Annotated in this window: 19 protein-coding genes; 3 read left to right on the plus strand and 16 right to left on the minus strand. The window is 35.5% G+C overall.

Going from position 1 to position 19,081, the window contains the following annotated elements:
• Positions 1–6: 6 nt before the first annotated feature.
• From JMN32_RS14675 to JMN32_RS14750, 16 genes are read right to left on the minus strand one after another with little or no spacing between them, the layout of a single operon-like run.
• A complete protein-coding gene (locus JMN32_RS14675; protein ID WP_202857103.1) occupies positions 7–2,430 on the minus strand; it encodes an ABC transporter permease in 2,424 nt (807 codons plus the stop codon).
• Positions 2,431–2,432: 2 nt separating this feature from the next.
• Positions 2,433–3,674, minus strand: coding sequence for a glycosyltransferase family A protein (locus tag JMN32_RS14680; protein WP_202857104.1), 1,242 nt, complete (start codon positions 3,672–3,674; stop codon positions 2,433–2,435).
• A complete protein-coding gene (locus tag JMN32_RS14685) occupies positions 3,668–4,414 on the minus strand; it encodes a glycosyltransferase (RefSeq protein ID WP_202857105.1) in 747 nt (248 codons plus the stop codon). Before JMN32_RS14685 ends, JMN32_RS14680 begins: the two co-directional genes overlap by 7 nt.
• A complete protein-coding gene (locus tag JMN32_RS14690) occupies positions 4,411–5,154 on the minus strand; it encodes a glycosyltransferase (RefSeq protein ID WP_202857106.1) in 744 nt (247 codons plus the stop codon). The genes JMN32_RS14685 and JMN32_RS14690 overlap by 4 nt, the downstream gene beginning before the upstream one ends.
• A 4-nt stretch (positions 5,155–5,158) precedes the next feature.
• Entirely contained in the window at positions 5,159–5,962 is an 804-nt protein-coding gene (locus JMN32_RS14695) for a glycosyltransferase family 2 protein (protein ID WP_202857107.1), read from the minus strand.
• The gene (locus tag JMN32_RS14700) at positions 5,940–6,878 is read right to left on the minus strand and encodes a transketolase family protein (protein WP_202857108.1); all 939 of its coding nucleotides are present in this window, start codon (positions 6,876–6,878) and stop codon (positions 5,940–5,942) included. The genes JMN32_RS14695 and JMN32_RS14700 overlap by 23 nt, the downstream gene beginning before the upstream one ends.
• Positions 6,879–6,899: 21 nt before the next feature.
• Entirely contained in the window at positions 6,900–7,718 is an 819-nt protein-coding gene (locus tag JMN32_RS14705; RefSeq protein WP_202857109.1) for a transketolase, read from the minus strand.
• Between the two features lie 16 nt (positions 7,719–7,734).
• A complete protein-coding gene (locus JMN32_RS14710) occupies positions 7,735–8,820 on the minus strand; it encodes a Rossmann-fold NAD(P)-binding domain-containing protein (RefSeq protein WP_202857110.1) in 1,086 nt (361 codons plus the stop codon).
• Positions 8,821–9,528 carry a class I SAM-dependent methyltransferase gene (locus JMN32_RS14715; protein ID WP_202857111.1) on the minus strand — a complete coding sequence of 236 codons (708 nt, stop codon included), beginning with the start codon at positions 9,526–9,528 and terminating at the stop codon, positions 8,821–8,823.
• A gap of 3 nt (positions 9,529–9,531) precedes the next feature.
• A complete protein-coding gene (locus JMN32_RS14720; protein ID WP_202857112.1) occupies positions 9,532–10,434 on the minus strand; it encodes a fatty acid desaturase in 903 nt (300 codons plus the stop codon).
• Positions 10,431–10,796: an aspartate 1-decarboxylase gene (panD, locus tag JMN32_RS14725; protein WP_202857113.1), complete on the minus strand. Its 366-nt coding sequence runs from the start codon at positions 10,794–10,796 to the stop codon at positions 10,431–10,433. Before panD ends, JMN32_RS14720 begins: the two co-directional genes overlap by 4 nt.
• Before the next feature lie 23 nt (positions 10,797–10,819).
• A complete protein-coding gene (locus JMN32_RS14730; protein ID WP_202857114.1) occupies positions 10,820–11,845 on the minus strand; it encodes a D-alanine--D-alanine ligase family protein in 1,026 nt (341 codons plus the stop codon).
• Position 11,846: 1 nt separating this feature from the next.
• Entirely contained in the window at positions 11,847–13,157 is a 1,311-nt protein-coding gene (locus JMN32_RS14735) for an asparagine synthase-related protein (RefSeq protein WP_202857115.1), read from the minus strand.
• Positions 13,144–14,493, minus strand: coding sequence for a glycosyltransferase (locus tag JMN32_RS14740; RefSeq protein ID WP_202857116.1), 1,350 nt, complete (start codon positions 14,491–14,493; stop codon positions 13,144–13,146). The genes JMN32_RS14735 and JMN32_RS14740 overlap by 14 nt, the downstream gene beginning before the upstream one ends.
• Positions 14,490–15,362, minus strand: coding sequence for a dimethylarginine dimethylaminohydrolase family protein (locus JMN32_RS14745; protein ID WP_202857117.1), 873 nt, complete (start codon positions 15,360–15,362; stop codon positions 14,490–14,492). Before JMN32_RS14745 ends, JMN32_RS14740 begins: the two co-directional genes overlap by 4 nt.
• A gap of 6 nt (positions 15,363–15,368) precedes the next feature.
• On the minus strand, positions 15,369–16,610 hold the full coding sequence (locus JMN32_RS14750) for a pyridoxal-phosphate dependent enzyme (RefSeq protein ID WP_202857118.1): 1,242 nt from the start codon (positions 16,608–16,610) through the stop codon (positions 15,369–15,371).
• Between the two features lie 440 nt (positions 16,611–17,050).
• On the opposite strand from JMN32_RS14750, the gene JMN32_RS27760 reads away from it, so the two are divergent.
• From JMN32_RS27760 to JMN32_RS27650, 3 genes are all read left to right on the plus strand, one after another.
• Positions 17,051–17,248: a transposase gene (locus tag JMN32_RS27760; protein WP_202857119.1), complete on the plus strand. Its 198-nt coding sequence runs from the start codon at positions 17,051–17,053 to the stop codon at positions 17,246–17,248.
• Positions 17,249–18,078: 830 nt separating this feature from the next.
• Positions 18,079–18,345, plus strand: coding sequence for a transposase (locus tag JMN32_RS14760; RefSeq protein ID WP_202857120.1), 267 nt, complete (start codon positions 18,079–18,081; stop codon positions 18,343–18,345).
• A 113-nt stretch (positions 18,346–18,458) separates the two neighbouring features.
• A partial coding sequence (locus JMN32_RS27650) for a DDE-type integrase/transposase/recombinase (protein ID WP_202857121.1) occupies positions 18,459–19,081 on the plus strand: 623 nt, incomplete at its 3' end.

Here is a 19,081-nt window from a genome sequence, read left to right on the forward strand (position 1 = left end):
AATATCTTATTCCTCTTTAAGTGATTTGCTAGGGTTTAGAGTAACCGCTTTAATACAATTGTAACCTATTGATAAAAAAATCACAACCAAAAGAACAATAAAGGGAATTATAAAATCCATCATTCGAATATTGACAGAAAAAGCAAAGTTTTCCAACCATTTTTTCATAATCATGTAGGAGATGCATCCACCAATAACGCTGCTTATAATAGCCTCTATACCAAGCCCTTTAAAAAGCCGTAACAGAATATTTTGTGGATTTGCGCCAAATACTTTTCGAATAGCAATCTCCTTATTGTGCTTTTGCACTTTATATGCTGATAGCGCCAGCAAACCCATTCCAGAAATGATAATTGCAATCCAACTAAAAATATTGACTAATGAACTAAATATTTCAATATCATTATATTGTTTGTTAAACTTCGCATTTGATAACTCATATTCAAATGGATTTAACGGAAAAATTTCTTCATATTTTTTCTTGACTTGAGATAATGTATTTGGATAATTATAACCATCTAGCTGAAGGGTTACATAACCAAATGGACTCTGGTTGTAACTAAAAAATATTGGTTCAAACGATTCTCGTAGAGATAAATGGTTATAGTTAGAAATAACACCTATAATAGTATATTCATTTTTCATAAAAATTACTCTTTCGTTAATAGCCTCACTTGGGCTAGAAAGATCAAGAAGTTCAAGAGCCGCTTCGTTTATAATGATATTCTCCTTCTCCTTAGAAATATTTGATGAAAAATTACGGCCTTCAAGAAGTTTTATTTCGTAGGTATTAATGAAATTCTCATCAACATCAATCTTAAATATATTATTGCCGTGCACATCAGTTCTACTAGTTAAACGTATACCCCCTGAGGTTGTCAAATGTTCTCCGGGAACAGAGGAAGAAAATGAAGCATCAATTACATCAGAGTTATTTTTAATTTCGTTTACGAAAACCGAGGCTTTTTCAAAATAAAGACTATCAATATTACCCGGGCTCTTAATTGATATCCTATTGGTCAGCATCATGCCTGTATCCTGCTTTTTCATAAAATCTATCTGCCTCTCAATCACAAGAGTGCATGTGATAATCAAAAATGAAATGATAAATTGTAAGTAGATTAGCGTATTTTGAAAGATTAAATTCCTTTTGGACGTTCGAAATTTGGTTCCAAGAACATCAATAGGACGTTTGGCTGCTATTAGCCACGCTGGATAAAATGATGGCAATGTGCTTAAAAAAATCAAGCCTACTATAACCATAAGAATTGTTCCAATGTAGTCGGGCATTACAGAGCTCAAATTTTTGTTTAATAGATTTTCAAAATTTGACTGTGTAACCCAAACAAATAGTAAACTAATGATCAGCGCAACGATGTTGAATAATAAGGATTCGTAAAAAAATTGCGCTATTAATCTTTTTTGTGACGATCCCAATACCTTTTTTATACCGACCTCATTGGCCCTTTCTGAAGATCTAAAGGAAAATAAATTGATATAATTAATCCAAGCCATTCCCAAAACCAAAAAGGCAATAATGCTAAGAAAGTAGATTTGCCGTCTTGAGCCTGTTGGCCCTATCTCAGCTCTCAAATCAGAATCAAGATATATTTCCTCTAAAGGCTGCAAGAAAATGGAGATGGTTGATTCTTCTCCATAAAGCAACTTTAAAACGGCATCCATTTTATCATCAAGATTACCTTTGACAAGGGGTTGGGTTGTTTTTATATAGGTATGAAACTGACTCCACCATTTGCTATAATGCGGTCCATTGGTCTTAATAGTCATGTAAGAAACCAGAAAATCGAATTGAATATGTGAATTGGCAGGAACATCCGCAATAATAGCCTCAACACTCAAATTATCTTCACCCAAATTATCATACTCAATCAGCTTTCCGATCATTTGATTATATGGAATATTACCAAACATTTTCTTTGCTAGAGAAGAAGTAAGAATAAGGGAGTTAGGAGCTTTGAGGTTAGGGTCACCTTCTAATACTTCAAATGAAAAAATATCAAAGAAACTAGAGTCAGCATAAAATCCCTTCCCTTCATTTGCAGAGTATTTCACCTCTCCTCCTTCTTGATACGTGAAAACGCTAAAAGGTCTTGCAATTACCACATCAAACAATCTGGTATAATGTGTTATTTCAGGAATTTCCTGTTGGAGAAGTGGTCCCATGATAGGGACGTTTGAGGCATATAAGCTAGTGTTATCTCCTGCTTCATCAACTTCGCCCCAGTTAAATCCTACCCTGTATATTCTTTTTGAGTCAACATTAAACTTATCATAGTTAACTTCGAATATGATGTATTCCGCAATATAAAAGAAGCTTATGAATCCAATGCTCAACCCAATCAAGTTAAGTAAGTTGAAAATAGGTTTTTTGAAAAAGTTTCGTATAGCAAGTTTTAAAAAAAGTTTCATTACTAAGTTTTTTTATTGTCTATAATCAATTCAACTAAACGACTACTTCCATTCTTTTTTGTACGCAAGGATGTTTCCTCCAGCTCTTTCTTTTTATTCAGTACATCTATAAAATCATTTCGCCATGTTTCGCCCAAATTCCTTCTGACGGGGCCATCTAAAGGGTGTTCACCAAGGTTTGTCAAGCTATCTTTATGGATTTTCCTGATATAAAGAAATTCATCAATATTTTGAACCCTTAAAACAAAATGGCATCGGTATAAGAATTGAGTGTCATTGGCGAATTTTCTATCCGTTGAATAACCTCCCACCTTCTTAAATCCTGACACTGATGTGATTGCTGTAGAATGAAGGAGAGGAAATGCTGGCTTTGTTATCAAAGCTAAATTTACATCCAAGGGAAATCTTTTCACTCTCAGGGTCTCGGTTATCTCGTCATATATGACCTCATGAGAACCAATCATATGATTTTCATCCAACATCCTTTGAGTTAATTTAGTAAGCCTATCTGTTGTAGAAAGATCATCTGAATCTTGATACAAAATGAAGCCATCTGACAATTGATTAATTAAATGTTCTCTAATTACAAATGGTCCTTTATGAGATGGTTCGCTTTTGTAGAACTCCCATTGATTATATGATTCAATTAACTCCTGATATAGCGTTTTCGAATCCTCGTAATCATCAAAACCGATCATTACGTTATAATTTTGTTGTGGAAATGTTGTCAAAAGATTAAGGCAGGCTTCTAGGTCTCTTGCACTACCCTTATGAGGCAATATGATATTCACTCTTTCACCATTTTCAATTGAAATTGGGTTATCCCGATAAGGTAGTTGAACCACTTCCAATCGAAATGGTTTAATAGTCAAATCGTAAATCCACGAAACAATGTGGTAGGCCCATTTTTCAAATGGCAGATGAAATAATTCATTGAATCTACCTGAAAGTATATTCCCAGAACACACAAAGCTCATAAGCTCACCCTGCTCCAAGCCAGAGAATTTGGGCAAATCCAGCCTCTTGGTAAGCAGGAAGATGCAATTATCCGAGCTCTCACAAAATCCAGAAGAGAAAAATGTACCAATTTCTTCTTCCAGATCCTTTTGAATCAGACCAACAAAACTATAAGGAAACTCTTTTAGTTTAGGGATATCTTGAAGCGAGGAGATTTCAAATTCATCAAGTCGATCAGTGGTTATAAATATTGAAAAGTTATTGCTAACAGGGAAATTTATCAACACAGTTCATCTATCTTAAGATTAAACAATTCTTTAAAATTAGGTTGATGAATCTCTTTTCCAACAATCTTATTCAAGACATTATTATTATGTACGGCTTGAAGCCATAGATGATCTGAGGATACTTGTTCAAGAGGAAAATCACCTAATTCAAAATAATGCCTATGTTCTCTATGAAAAACGGTAAGTATTTCTGAGTTCCTTTTAAGATGTTCAATAAGTGAAATAAAAGGATTACTTTCATTATATACTTCAAAAAGTTGATTGTTTTTGATTGACCATTGCAATCCTTTAGGGAAATTAATGGCCACAAGTTCCTGAGGTAAAAAAGATTGCTGAATCCTTTCGATATAATCATCGCGGAAAGCATCATCATTGTCAATTCTAGTTGTTATCAGATACTCAGAACCTTCATCAATCAAGGGTTTTATTTGATCTTTCAGTCTCTCGTTAAACTCATCGATTCCGTTAAGATATCGAATGTAAAATGAGCTATGCCTTGACATTAATGCTTCCAGCTGCTGCCTAAAAATGGGCTTAGTGTCAGAATCCAAAAAAATAACCCATTTGAAATTAGTAACGGTTTGATTAGCTAATGATGGGTAACAAATTTTTTTGAACAGATCGATTCTATGTTCCATCCATTGGTCTGTACGAACTTCTTTTCCTAATTTGTCAACCAGCCATTCATGATTCTTGATATTGAATCTCGTGATTACGATATGAGTAAAAATACCATTCATTCGACATTTGGTTTCAAATCAAATTTTTCAAAAAGAATCTTCCTGTTCTTACGTGTCATATCGCCATCATTCCAATCGGGTGTATGAGGGTGCTTAAGGTGCAGGTAAACTAAGTCAGGAGATTTAATCAAATACCTTTCTTCACCCAAATAGCGATGTATAATATCTTGATCTTCACAACCCCATCCTACATATGCTTCATCCCATCCATTTATCTCTTCAAGTCTAGTTCTTTTAAAAAAAGGTAGCACTCCAAATCTATGTTTATTTATAAGTTGATCAAACATAAATCCTTCATGCAGATCTTCCTTAGCAATTGAAGCTCTACTTTGCAGCAAGCTAAGTTGATCCGGTCTAAAACTTTCAAGATCAGTATCGACTCTGAAACCAGTAACTAACATTATGTCGCTTTGATTTGCTAATGCCAAGTGCAATGAGAATGATAAATTATATGGCACCAAATCGACATCAAATGGCGTTACATACTTACTTTCTGACAGTTCCAACCCAGCATTTAGAATTCTTGACTTATTAAAAGGACCGTCCTCCTTCAAATGTAGATATTTCATATTGACCAAGTCAAGTTTTCGGAGCCATTCGGTGCTCTCCTCGCTAGACTCAACAACAATCAATTCCAAGTTACCTTTGGTAAGATTCTGGCATTCTTGATACCATTCAACAAGGGCTTCTATTTGAGCTGGTCTATCACGATAAGCTACCAAGAGTGATAAATCTTTCATTCGACTAAAACCCGATCAAATTATGACGGTTACGTTCAATATCCGATTGATAGGTTCCCTTGAACCGATTATTGTCATAATTGCGCAAAGCTTGCCTAAACATATGATCTCTACTGGTCCATCGGTCTTTTTCTGGATAATTACCGGTTCTTGCCTCATCATCATGCGATATATGTTGGGCATATCCATGAAACACACGTTTAAGGCCTGCTCCAAGGGTTAGTCTGCTTATCATATCTTGGTCTTCCCAACCCCAGCCCAGCAAGTCACCATTGTATCCGTCAATGGATAAGAAATCTTGTTTTTTGACAAACAATAATCCTGGTGCATTTCTATAACCGTTTTCAGAATCTTCTTCTTGATCAACGATTTTTAATTCACGACCATCAGCAGTGCGTATTCTTAGTTCATACCCAAAATTTGTAACGTGATTATTTCCTATACTGTTTACTTCCGTTTCGGTCACACCTACCAAATTACCAAAAAAGCCCTCATCAGCTTTAAATTTTGTGCATAGCTCATGTATTTGAATGGGATCAAGAATGATATCACAATCACAAAAAAACAGGATTTCATTGGACGCGTAACTCGCTCCAATATTTGCAGCAACTGTCTTATGAAAAAACTCTTGCTGTTCTACATGAATAACCTTCAGATAATCAATTTTATCAGAAATTAAATCATTCAACATTTTGCCATCACCACCGAAATTCACAATGATGATCTCTCCATTAAGCAGCTTAACAGTCTCTAAAAATGATGGTAATGCACGATCAATCTCTTTTCTATCGCGCCAAGTAATTATCATTGAAAGCATAGCGGTTTTTAATATGGGTTGTAATTTTTTCGGGATTAAGTTCTGAATGCTTGAGAATATCTTCGTAATCTCCTGAATCAGCCATGTAATCAATTGGCCAACCAAATTGGTCAATTTTACATTTTAATTGATGACATTTAAGCAGAGCTGCTAGTCCGTGAGATGTGAGGTGATCCTCGATGACGATCACATAATCAACAAAGTTATTTAATTCCTCTATTAAGTCCTGAGGTACCGGGTGAATAGCAACTGTGTTGATTATTCCTATCTCTTCATCAAATAAATTCTTGAATTGCTCCCGTACCTGATTTGCTATTTTCAAGGCAAGCCCGGTAGTCACGATTGCCACTGAAGTCCTTTTAGTAATCCATGTCCAACTCCCTAATTTCCAAGTGCCTGAAGACATTGCTTCTCGCGGCAACCTAATGTATGCTGGCCCATCGTGCTTATTCATCTCACCTACTGCCCACTCAGTGTCTTCAGGGCTTGCAGGAGAATAGATTCGCATGTTTGGAATAGAAGACATCATCGCAATATCATTGATTGCAGAGTGTGTTTTACCATTCCTGCCAGTAAATCCCCCGGCATGAGACCCCACAAGTTTAACATTAGCATTGCATTGAGCAACAGAAACCCGTATTTGATCATAGGCTCTGTAACACAGAAAAGAAGCGAATGAAAATACCCAAGGGGTGTAACCCTCTACAGCAAATCCAGCAGCCATAGAAACCATGCATTGCTCTGCAATACCACACATTATAAACCTATTCTCATATTTTTCTTGCACGTAAATAGCACCATTTGAATCCGCCAGATCACCATCCAATACAATTATGGCACTGTCATTGTCCATAAGTTGTGATAAATACTTTCCGCAGGAGTTAGCTAGTTTTTCTGATCTCATCATCAATTTATCGTAGTATTGCTTTTAGTTGTTAAGTAGAACGTATTCCAATTCCGTAAGCTCACCGCAGTGAAATCGGATTGGGTCATTTTCGAAAAGCTCGTAGCCTTTTCCTTTTACAGTATTACAAATAATGGCTGTGCTCCCGTATTTAAATTCTTTAGCCTTATTCAGCGCTTTATGAATAATGTTAAAATCGTGACCATCAATTTCCATCACATTCCAACCAAATGATGCAAATTTTTCAGATATTCTTGGGATCGGAGCTTTTTCAATTCCTTCACTATTTTGAGCCCAACCTAACTCTTGGTAGTTATTATTATCTACTATAGCGGTCAGATTATTTAGTTTATATCTATCAGCTAACATGACTGATTCCCAAACTTGCCCTTCTTGGCATTCTCCATCACCCATTATCACCCACGTATGTACAGGTTTATTCTTCAGAGCCATGGCCATACCAATGCCAACAGAAAGGCCTTGCCCCAGTGATCCAGAGGAAAAATCAATACCGGGAGTCTTGTTCATGTCTGGATGTCCTTCGAGAAACGAATTAAACGATCCGTATTTTGCAAGTTCAGATACATCGAAAAAACCTAGATCAGCCAAAATGCAATATTGAGCTATACAAGCGTGACCTTTTGACAAAATGATTCGATCCCGCATTGGATGATTAGGTTCCTCTGGGTAGATATTGGCAACCCCTTTATAAAGTGTTATTAATAGGTCTAAAACACTGAGTGCCCCACCATAATGTCCGCCACCTGTGGTATGCAAAGCTTTCACTATCTCTTTTCTAAGTCTTGCGGCATCATGAGTTATTTCTTCTAAATTAAAAGACATTGTTGGTGATTGCGATTTATTGATGATTGTGATTAATTAATTTTGAAATATTCTTTTTATCCAAAAGGTAATCGGATAAATTATCCAACCGAATTGGTTTCGATAATAACTGATCGATTTGGCCTAAATATCTATGTACGCTTTCGCTAAGAATCAAATATTCATTTCTTTCAACGATCCCCTCCCTACGCTCCAAGTCCTGATTAATTTGATTAACAGCACTTAACTGCACGGATTCGGGGAGTACAAGTTTACAGTAAAAATCAGTAATTTCCACAGGCATCCCTCCTGAAAATCCGTTTATCCCAGGTAAATTTAATGTTAACTTCCTGAAAATGATTAAGTTATTTATAAACTTGGCTGTATTATTTCCTGTAATTTGATTTATAAAAGATGATGAAGGTAATTGTACATTTTTAATAATATCAGGTACGTCGTATAATTCTTTATCATCAATCCATACCCGTGGGAATTCAGATCTTTGTTCTGGTGGTTTTATAATTTGATTCACATGATAATGATGCCCAATAATTTGAAGGTTCGTATCTGAGGAAAGCTTAAGGACATTTCTAATTAGCTCATCAATGATTGCAACATTACCGATCCCGCTATTAATGGGTAAACCCAGCTGTTTAAGAATCGGATTGGCAACATCTGGGTAGCATGCATTAATATAAAAAGATGACAATTTATATTTTTCAATAATATTTGAGATTCTTAAAGCAATTGGTAGTTGGAATACGATAGTAGATCCAAATCCATAGTTAGCAACTAGCTGTCCCCACTTGGAGTCAAGTCCCAACCTCCATGGTGATTGTAATGAAAGACAGTTGAGCAAGATTTTGGGTTGTGATCGAATAATTAATTCTTCTAAATTGTCATAATTATCACTTAGCTGTTCCCAACTAAATACATATCCAGCACCATTAGAGTGAGCTACCACATTAGCGGTTGTTACAATTGAATCGCATTGAGCCTGGTTCCGACTAAGGACTGTCACTTTGCCCGTACCATTCATTTTACTTAAGGAATAAATAATGCATTGAGCCAAATGTCCTGACCCTACAATTAAAATATCGTCGAATTGTTTCTTTTTAAACATTTACCAGTTGGCTGTCAATAGCTTTATCAAGCCCTTAAATTTGTCTGAATTCTTTCTTTGACTTTTTTTAAAATGAACACCTGCAAGCAAAAAGTAGTCGTTAACAAAAAATGACTTTTCTTCTTGCTTCATTGCTTTTAACCTATTGTAAACTTCTTTATCCTTACTATAAAAAGTAAGCTCCATAGGAGAAATCATAAAGTCAATTATGTCATAGCCTTGATCCCTGGCATGCTCTATTGTTCCAATGGGGTCCGTATAACTCGGAATCAATATGATCATTTCGTCGAAACAATGCTCGAATAACCTTTTGGTAAACTCATTGCCATTATTTCCTCCTCTTAAATAGGGGTCAATCATGTTATTTGATAGACATGGAAGGAACGGGGGATCAGATATTAGACATTCAGTTGAATTAAATTGTTTCGCATCGAAGAAGGATTGATTAAATACCTGATAAGAACCCATCATTTGATGTTTACGGATGTTTTCCAATGCCTGCCTATGAGCATGCTCATTGATTTCATAGCTTACGATAGATCCTTGATAATCAACAACTTTCACAGCTCTAATGATAGGCATCCCATCTCCGCTTCCACATTCCACGATATTCATGGGGGCATTTTTTTTAGAGAGTGCATAGCGCTCTATACACTGAGAATAGAAATATGATTCTGATTTCGAGTCGAAAACTAAATGATTCTGCATAAACTACTTATTTGACATACTTCCTCTTAATGTACTCACCCATGTTTCATAAATGGAGTGACTATCTAAGAATACCTTATTTTTTTTGTTAACTAAATATTTATGTGCCGTAGAAAGGTTATAAAACGGAATATTAGGATATAAATGATGTATTTGATGATACGCATCACCGTATGGATGCAAAACATATCGGTTAAATAAACCAAGATTGTTTCTAGCATTCAGTTCATTATCAGAAAAGTCAACACCAGTATGTTCATTAGCCCTGGCATAAAACCTTAGAATAGGTAAGACTACAAAAAATGGAATACCATAAATAAGACCTACCTGACTCCAACTATTTGTCAGTGCAATACATGTTACAATCAACATCCAAAAAATCACTTTATTGATTCTTTTTTTCTTCTTTACCCAAAAATTTTTGAATGTAACCTTAAAAAATTCCAAACTAAAATAAAGACTTAGTGGCCGGATTATCATAACCCAACGCTTATTATTAGGTAGATCATGGAGTCCCCATTTTTCATAAATCAACAGGTCTGGGTCTGAATTAAAATCACCTATTAGACGATGATGCTGTCCATGCAACATACAGTAGGTATTAACATCAAGAAATACAGGGTAAGAGAATAGAAATTCAAATTTTCTATTAAATGACTTTGTTTTAAATACATTATTGTGCGACGCTTCATGAACCAATATCTCAAAACGTCTCCAACTAGAAGCGAGAATTATTGAGATTACTAAGTAGATAGGTATGAAAAAGGTTATAGATAAAATCGAATATAATAATAAAGTAGAAAGAGCCAATAAAGCAATCATTACATAATTAAGAAAAATATAATAAAAGCCAAGAATATTGCTTTTTCTTTTAAATTGTAACAGTTCAGTATTCCTCGGACTCATTTTATCAGCCTGTTTTGATTGTCTACAAAGACTACCTTAGGAGTGTATTGTTTAGCTAATTTCTCTCTAACTAAAAAGTACGCTATGATAATAATATAATCTCCAACCGCACATTTTCGTGCAGCAGGCCCATTCAAGCAAATGATACCACTTCCTCTTTCACCTTCAATAACATAAGTCTCAAGCCTCTCTCCATTATTCACGTTAACTACTTGCACCTTTTCGCTCGGTAAAATTCCACTCGCATCAAGCAAATCGGCATCAATTGTAATGCTCCCCTCATAGTTAAGCTCGGCCTCAGTCACTCTCGCTCTATGTATTTTCGATTTAAAAAAATTTAAATAATTATCTATTTCATTCATTTTGTGAATTTTTATATAAAAAATCAATTATTGATACAATTGTAAATTATATTATCTAATAGCCATAAAATATCCTTGGAATCCTTATGAAGCATCTGCATTAAAAAGCTATATCTGTGCAAAGATGGGAATGCATTGCATTCTAGAAAATAGAATTCACCATCCTTGTAAATATAGTCGAACCTGGCAACAGTGTTCAGATCAATCTCGTGGTAGAGAGTCTTAGAAATTTCTGCAACCCTCAAAGTTATTGGGTCATCATTTTCAAGTATACTTTTCCGGTTGAGTGAAATACTCGCCTTTTCCGGATAACCAAAGAAATTACGATCTGTCTCCACCTGACCGACTGGTAAGGCTTGAATCTTACCATCAATACGAAGTACTGCACATGTATATTCTTGACCCTTTATGTATTCTTGCAGCAAAGCATACTTATCCTCCTGCAAAATTTTTCTTATTTCTGTCTTAATTAATTTCTTATTTCTTTCGGCGAATTGAAACTTATCAGTAAATATGCTACTGCCTAGAGCATTTGGTTTTACAACCATTTCCTTTCCATATACTTTATCCCATGTGATGTCTAATTCCTCCTCAGCAGCCAGCCTAATTGTTCGTGGGATATTCAGATCATTTATTATTCCCCTAACAAAATGATTAAGGTGAAATTTGCTACTACATAAACTAGGTTGAAGAGGTTCACCTAAATTCGATTTTATTCTCATTAGACTCGCCAAACCCTGCAAGCGGCCATCTTCTCCATTCTGACTAAACAAGGTTGACAATAGAAAGATATTATTTCTCTTTATGTATTGAAACCCTTCTAATAAATCTATCCTGTCACCTTCTTTATAATCTTCAAAAGACTTGGAATAATCTATCTCATTAATGATAGCTCCACCATCTTGGGTTGCAAAGAACACATGAGTAACCTCATAATATGTAGAATTAAAATCCTTCTGCAAATGCAAATAGATATTTTCAAACGAATCAAGAGAGTCCTTGTGTTCAGATGACTGTCCTCCAAATATAATACAAACTTTAGTTTTCATTTTATTTAACGCATTTATTATACCAAACTGCAAACGAATATAGCATCCATATTTTGAATGGTTGTTTCCATTGAACGTCTAATGCAGGAGCATATTGACTAAGACTTAAAAAGGAATGCAGAAATGTTTTATTTATCTTAATCATATCGAAGTAAGGACAGTCCAATATGGTCTTCCGAACCTCATCCAAATAGTCTTCCCTTGTTATCCACCAAGCGAATGGTGTGGTGTAGCCCATTGGTTTCCTTTTTTGGATTGCAGGAGGAATTTCATCTTGAAACGTGAATCTTAATATGTATTTATCAATTGCATCAAAGCCAGTGTAGAAATATTTCAAATTGGTATTATGGTTAAACTTCCATCTGAGTTCTATCGGCAGCTTTAAAAAGTTGTACCAAACCTCATCCTCAAGGAATGGATAAATAATTGGAATTCCGGAGATCATTTCAGAGATTGAAAAATCTGGAAGAAGCACTTTTTCAATTCTTTGAATTCTTTCAAGTAAGCTCATAAATGGACTTACATCCAGGTTTGGCATTTGTTGATGATTCTTTTTGTAAAATTCAATAATAGGATTATCTATGATGCTTTCTTCAAAAATATCTGGAAATAGAACATTAAGTTCATCATACGAAAAAATAGAAATATTACCCTTAAAAAGATTGCCATTATTTATTATGGCAGTGTTAATACTATTCCAATAGTCAGCTGGACTTGAAGATTTGTATTTCTCATAAACAGAGCCCATTTGAGAAAATCCACCAAACAGTTCGTCGCTACCAAGACCAGATATCAAAAGGTCACAACCATCATTTTTTGCTTGATTTGATATAGCAAGTTGTGTTACGCTAGTCCAAGTTGGGATAGGATTTTTCGAATGTTCCACCAACTCATCCGTCAACCGTTTGAAAAGCTGATAATCAACCTTCACAGATTTCAATTGAAACTTGCATTGCAGAGCCATTTGGACGGCGAAATTTATTTCGTTAATTCCCTCAAACTCAGGAAACTCACTGACATAACAAATCACTTTATCCCCGTAATCTTTTAAAAGGTAGGCCAGCACAGATGAGTCAAAACCTCCCGACAGCATGATCCCAATCTTCTGCACTTTGTCTGCATACTTTTTTACAGCCCCTGCCAGAGTGTTTCGTAACAGCTCAGAGGCCTCTGATTCTTGAAAAGGTTTCCATGTGGGACCTGATAACAAATATTCAGGATTAGATTGATACCTTAAGAGGTCAGTCTTTTCCCCAAACCTGGGAGTGGCGATACCGAAATATTGAATAAGTTCTCTTTCAGATGGAATCATTATGTATTTTTCTTATTACACTTTCTATATACTTGATGCCGAACCTGCAATCATTCTCTGCAATCAACTTCCTTTTCTTTTTTTCTACAGATTTTCTAATTGACTCATCAAGCATGAGTAGTTCTAATGTTTTTTTAAAATTTTCAGACGTCAGCGCCTTCATATTTATTCTCATCCCAAGTTTGTGATATACTGCTCTAGCACTATTTCCATATCCATCATTATTCCATGGGATGATAATCATTGGAGTACCGGTAAATGCACATTCTTTATATGAGCTACAGCCAGTATGGGTGACGGCTATATCTGCCTGTTGAAGCACATGTATTTGGTTAATGAATTTAACAATTTGAATGTTTTGAGGAAGGTCAGCCTTATCGAAAGCAGTAATATCTCCCACCTGAATAATTATGTCCCATTCAGGCTTATCCCTCATGGCCTCAATTATTACTTGAAAAATGGACTTACTATTTTTAAGCCAAATATGACTATAAGAACCTAATGAACAATACATCAGTTTCTCCCTTTTCTTAATTATGGGTGGAGAAGATTCAAATTCTTTTCGATCAAGGTACACGCTACTACCTATATACGTGTGATTTAGGGTACTAAGGTTGCGACAAAATTCTAAGTGGCTACTAGCTAGAACTAACTCGTGAGTAATTAATCGATACCCATACTCTCCCCATTTATACTTCCCTCCATTTCGTTTGATTTTACCCTTGAGTGTATTTATTGTACGAGTAGGCCTAAGACCGTATTTAGCATGCCACAAAAGATCTTTTATAATGGTCTTTATGTATAGTTTAACCCATTGTGCAAAATGAATGATGGGATCTGTAAATGAAAGATTATCTGATGGTATCAGCTTTGAAAATACGGGAGGGATATGGTAATTGATGTAACTTGCAAACGTAGTGTTAAGATGAGCAATAGGAATACATCGTTTTAGGAATGGTAATGAACAATTGAATAGGATAGGATCTAAAAGCAATAAATCTACTTTTTTATGGTTCAACCATTCAAACTGTTTATCTAAAAAGGACTCCAGCATTTGATTTCTCAACCTAAATAAAGACAAATACTGGCGAACTTTCTTTATAATTTTTTTATGCTTGACTTTCACTGCTTTTTGATCTTGGATAAGTGCATCATAGAAGTTATTAAGATCAAATAACCTATAGTTAAACTGCTGATTTCGTACATGATCCGCATATGTATCATTCGTGAGATAAAGAATCTCATGTCCTCTGCTACGTAGTTGACTAGCAAGTTGGAAACTTGCATTCAAAGCCCCTCTTTCAGGAAACATTAATATTACAATGGTCGCTTTCATTTTCTGATTAGAGGTAATGAAGCACATCTCAAAGAGCCACCAGTTGCAACGACAGAAGAGAAGTCAATTTCAATTACATCGTAATGCGCTTTCAACAGTGTGTTAACCCTATTTAATTTTTCACTCTTTCTTACTATTACGGTTTCTGAAGAAATAGTCAGTATGTTAGTCGCGAGTTCTGCTTGTTCATACTCATCTATCTCGATAATCTCATAATTCTTTAACACTCTATCAGGAATATCAATCACCCCATCACGAAAAAAAAGCGCATGAGAAGAGCCTACAGGATTAAAAACACAATCCAGATGAAGAAATCTAGATTCATTCGCATGATCGTTTACAGTAATAGGAAAAACATCAAAATCTCTTGAAAAATGTCTTCTGATAAAGTCAAGTCCATTTTTATTCGTCCGATTGGATTGTCCTAAATAAATGCAATTTTTATCAACAATTACATCACCACCTTCTATCCATACATCTGCATCCGGAATAAGAACCTTTTTATCTGATAAATCGAATAATTTGATAGTTTCCAATATACCGAAGACTTCATATCTACGGCTTGAGCAACTCATATTGCTAATTACCAACTTATCCCCGATTATAAAACCAATATCTCTGGGGGTAAGCTGATCTGGAACGAAACTTCCAATAGCCGTAGGTATAAATACCTCAATCCCTCGTGAAATGAGAACATCCCTGAAGCCTTGCAGTTCACTATGAAGAACCTCTTCAGTAGGAGGTTTTGTATCTATTTGTTTTTTATTTATGTACTCTACATACGACTGATCTGCCCTAAACTGCCTGGATGTACCTATAACTACCGACTGGAGTTCGGTACTCTCAGAATAAATGTGAAATGTTTGCATATTAAACTAGGACAGTTTTTGGAGCTCAATCAATAAACTCTCAAGATCGTTGTTTATTTTAATTAGATTTCTATCTTTCTTGTTAGAAGGTATCTGATTAGAATCTTGACCTATTAATTTATTGGTTACCGGTAATTCACCTAATAAAGGTTGTAGTAAACTTAGCGATTTGTGTCCATCCCCAGTACCCAACAAAACAACCTTCATATTAGGCTTTAAGCGACCATCCATTCTAAGTTGATCCAAGGCGACAAAAGGTGTCATAGCACTCGGTTCTAGAATAATGTTTTCTTTTTTTATTAAGTCAGACTCCAAATGCTCAAATTTCTTATAGGCCTGAACAATTTCTTCCCAACTACAAGATAGAGCGTGACCATTAGACTCCTTGATTGCCCTGATCGCGAAGTGCATATCATAACTTTTTGAAGCAGCGAGTGTACTACCAACAACATAGTTTTTATCTTTGCCAGTCCTTTTGGGTTTCTTTAAATCATTGATCTCATCATAAATTGGTGACGCATTCTCAACTCCCACCGATACGATCTGTGGCAAAGTATGAATGTAGCCTATCTCGTAGAGTTCCGTGAGTCCTTTCCAGACGCCGCTTATTAAACTGCCGTTTGCAGTGGGAGCAATGATAAAATCAGGCACACCATTTAATTGATCAACTAACTCTACAGAAATCGTTTTACCCCCCTCGTTTCTATAAATATTGTTAACAGAAAGGTCCTTGTAGGAGTTGTTCGGATGAAGAATTTGTAAAGCCTTTTGATAGGTTTCATAACCTTCCTCATAAACAGTCAATTCATCTCCGAGCATAATGACATTTGCTCCTAACTCGATAATATAAGAAAGCTTTTCCGGATAAATATCACCTGGTACTATAGCAGTAATTTTCTTGTGGTTTATTTTTCCATAGTAAGCTGCTGAACATGCCGCATTACCCGAAGAATATATATATAAATGATCTTCACCCTTCTCCCAGGCTATAGAAAGTGGCAACACAGTCTCTCGATCCTTAAAGGAACCACTTGGATTATTGCTTTCACATTTCAAGAATATTTCCAATTTAAAGAAATCACTAAGAGATTCTAGCTTCCACAAAGGAGTATTCCCAGCCTCCAGAAGGTATGAATTATTCTTTATTATCTCTGGAAGTAATGGATAATCAAAAATAGATCTTACATCTTTGGATCTATTCTGCTCAAATTTTTCAATCAACAAACTTTTTACTTCAGCATCAATCAAGTACGAGATCTCAGAGTTTCTATAACCTTGATTATAACTCGAGACGAATTGCAAAATTTGATCTGTATGCATTTAGTGATACTTCGTGATGCGAATGAATTAAAAGCACAAAAAAAAACACAATTTTGATAACAACTAGTTTTTAAATGTTTTTTTTCAAAAAACATGCTTTGTTTAACTTATTGTAAAACAATTGGAAAGTTAAAGGTCATAGAAGTTTATCATAACTTAATTATGAAGTTCTAGAGTACATTGTTTATCAGAGACTTAATCGTATCATAATCCATTTTCCCTGTATGTTGTTTGTACTATTATCAATAATATTACACTTTTTGATGAGCCATTGAATCACTCAAAGGTAATTTCTATTAAAAAAAGCTCACCAGAATATGATCAGCTATTTTTTTGTATGACTACAAAGTAATTATCAAGGACGCCATATGAAAGACTTAAAACAAGTCTACAAAGCTAATACAAAAGAACAGACTTCTTTGGAGTTGGAGGGCTTATCGATAAAATGGGGCAGCAAATATCCAATTGTCTGCAGGTCATGGAAGAAAAACTGGAAATTGCTGACCACCTACTCCTCAATACATAGCTCCGATACCCAGGCTAATCTATACTCCCAATGTTATTGAAGTCTATTACAGACAAATACGAGAAGTCACCAAAACGAAAGGAGCCTTCTCTTCGGACATGGCCTTGCTAAAACTGGTGTACTTTGGCTACTAAGACTATGTGAGAAGAAATGGACTAGTTCACTGCATAACTGGAGCTTGACTGTTTAATATCTCGACTTGGTCAGCTAGCCATTTGGTGGGGACGCTGATCATCAAGCTAGGACAGCAAACAGAGTTCAGTTTACACTACCAAACCGAGCAAAAACTCAGCAAAATTTTATTTTTTAGAATTTTAAAACAATCAATATTTAATGTAATTGCTTAATATATAGTGATTTATATAATATATTTTGCATACCAAAAGTCAATATAAATCAAAAGGAACAAGTTTCTGAAATCACCAAGGAGATAGAGTAAAATCCGGCTTACCAACTTTTTCCAACTCAAAACTATTGGACTTTTATCAATTTGGACACTCGAAATGGAAGAATGTGGCAAGTATACTTTACAGTAGAAGAAGTTGGTGCTAGTGGTGAAATAATCTTAAATTCAATTCCACTTGTGGGTAAACAAAAAGAAATCAACGGCAGAATTACCCCTCTATCCTACAGAAAGCATATACAATTTCTTATTACTCGACCAAATTGACGGTTTTGTTTATCAAGTCCAATGGTCAGCTACAAAAGAAAATAGAGGTGTAATTCCTATATACTAAAACCACCCGCAAGCAATTCGAGAAAATGTAAATTAAAAAGTTGTCATTCAAAAAATATAACTGATTACACTGAAGACTTCCCAAAAAATGGGACAATGTTAAAATAGGAAAAAACACTAACTTTAATATTGTAATGAAGAAGTCAAAATTTAGCGAAAGTCAGATCATCAAGGCCATCAAGGAAAATGAAGCCGGCCGCTCAGTAGAAGAAATTAGCAGAGAACTGGGCATCAATACAGGTACCTTTTACAATTGGCGTAAGAAGTATTCTGGAATGGAAGCCAGTCAACTCAAAGAATTGAAAGAACTACAGGAGGAAAATGCCAAGTTAAAGCGCATGTACGCAGATATGGCACTTCAAAACACTATGCTAAAAGATGTTCTGGGAAAAAAGTGGTAAAGCCTTCCTGTAAGAAAAGAGCCATTCAATATCTCAAGGATAAGTATTCATCAAACATCTCTAAGTTATGCCATACTGTTTGCTTGTCACGCTCTCTGTATTACAGGAAAAGCGTGAAGAACGACAGTAATGTAGAAGAAAAACTAAAGAGCTTGGCAGAGGAATATACAACCCGGGGATTTGACTGGTACTATCTCAAAATCAGGCAGGAAGGCTTAAAATGGAACAGGAAAAGGGTGCTTAGGGTGTATCGCAGTCTTAATCTGGGATTACGGAGAAAGTACAAAAAGCGCATCAACAAAGTGTATGAAGATTGCCTAAACCAACCTATTGTACCACATGACACATGGAGCATGGACTTTATGAGTGATTCACTGGAAGACGGTCGACGAATTAGAGTACTCAACATCATTGATGATTATAACAGGCAGGCATTGGCCGTGGAACCTGGGTTAAGTTTTCCATCGGGCAGGGTTATACGTGTACTGGAAAGACTAGCTTATGAACATGGCTATCCCAGGCAGATACGAGTAGATAATGGCCCGGAGTATACTTCGAACGAGTTGAAGTTATATTGTGAACTTAAAGGTGTTAAGCTTCTTTTTATACCTCTGGGGAAACCTAATAAAAATGGATACATAGAACGATTCAATAGGACTTTCAGGGAAGATGTACTGGATGCGTACATATTTGAGAGTCTATCACAGTTGCAGATCATCTGTGGTCAATGGAGAGA

Source organism: Fulvivirga marina (assembly GCF_016775155.1).
GTDB lineage: Bacteria > Bacteroidota > Bacteroidia > Cytophagales > Cyclobacteriaceae > Fulvivirga > Fulvivirga marina.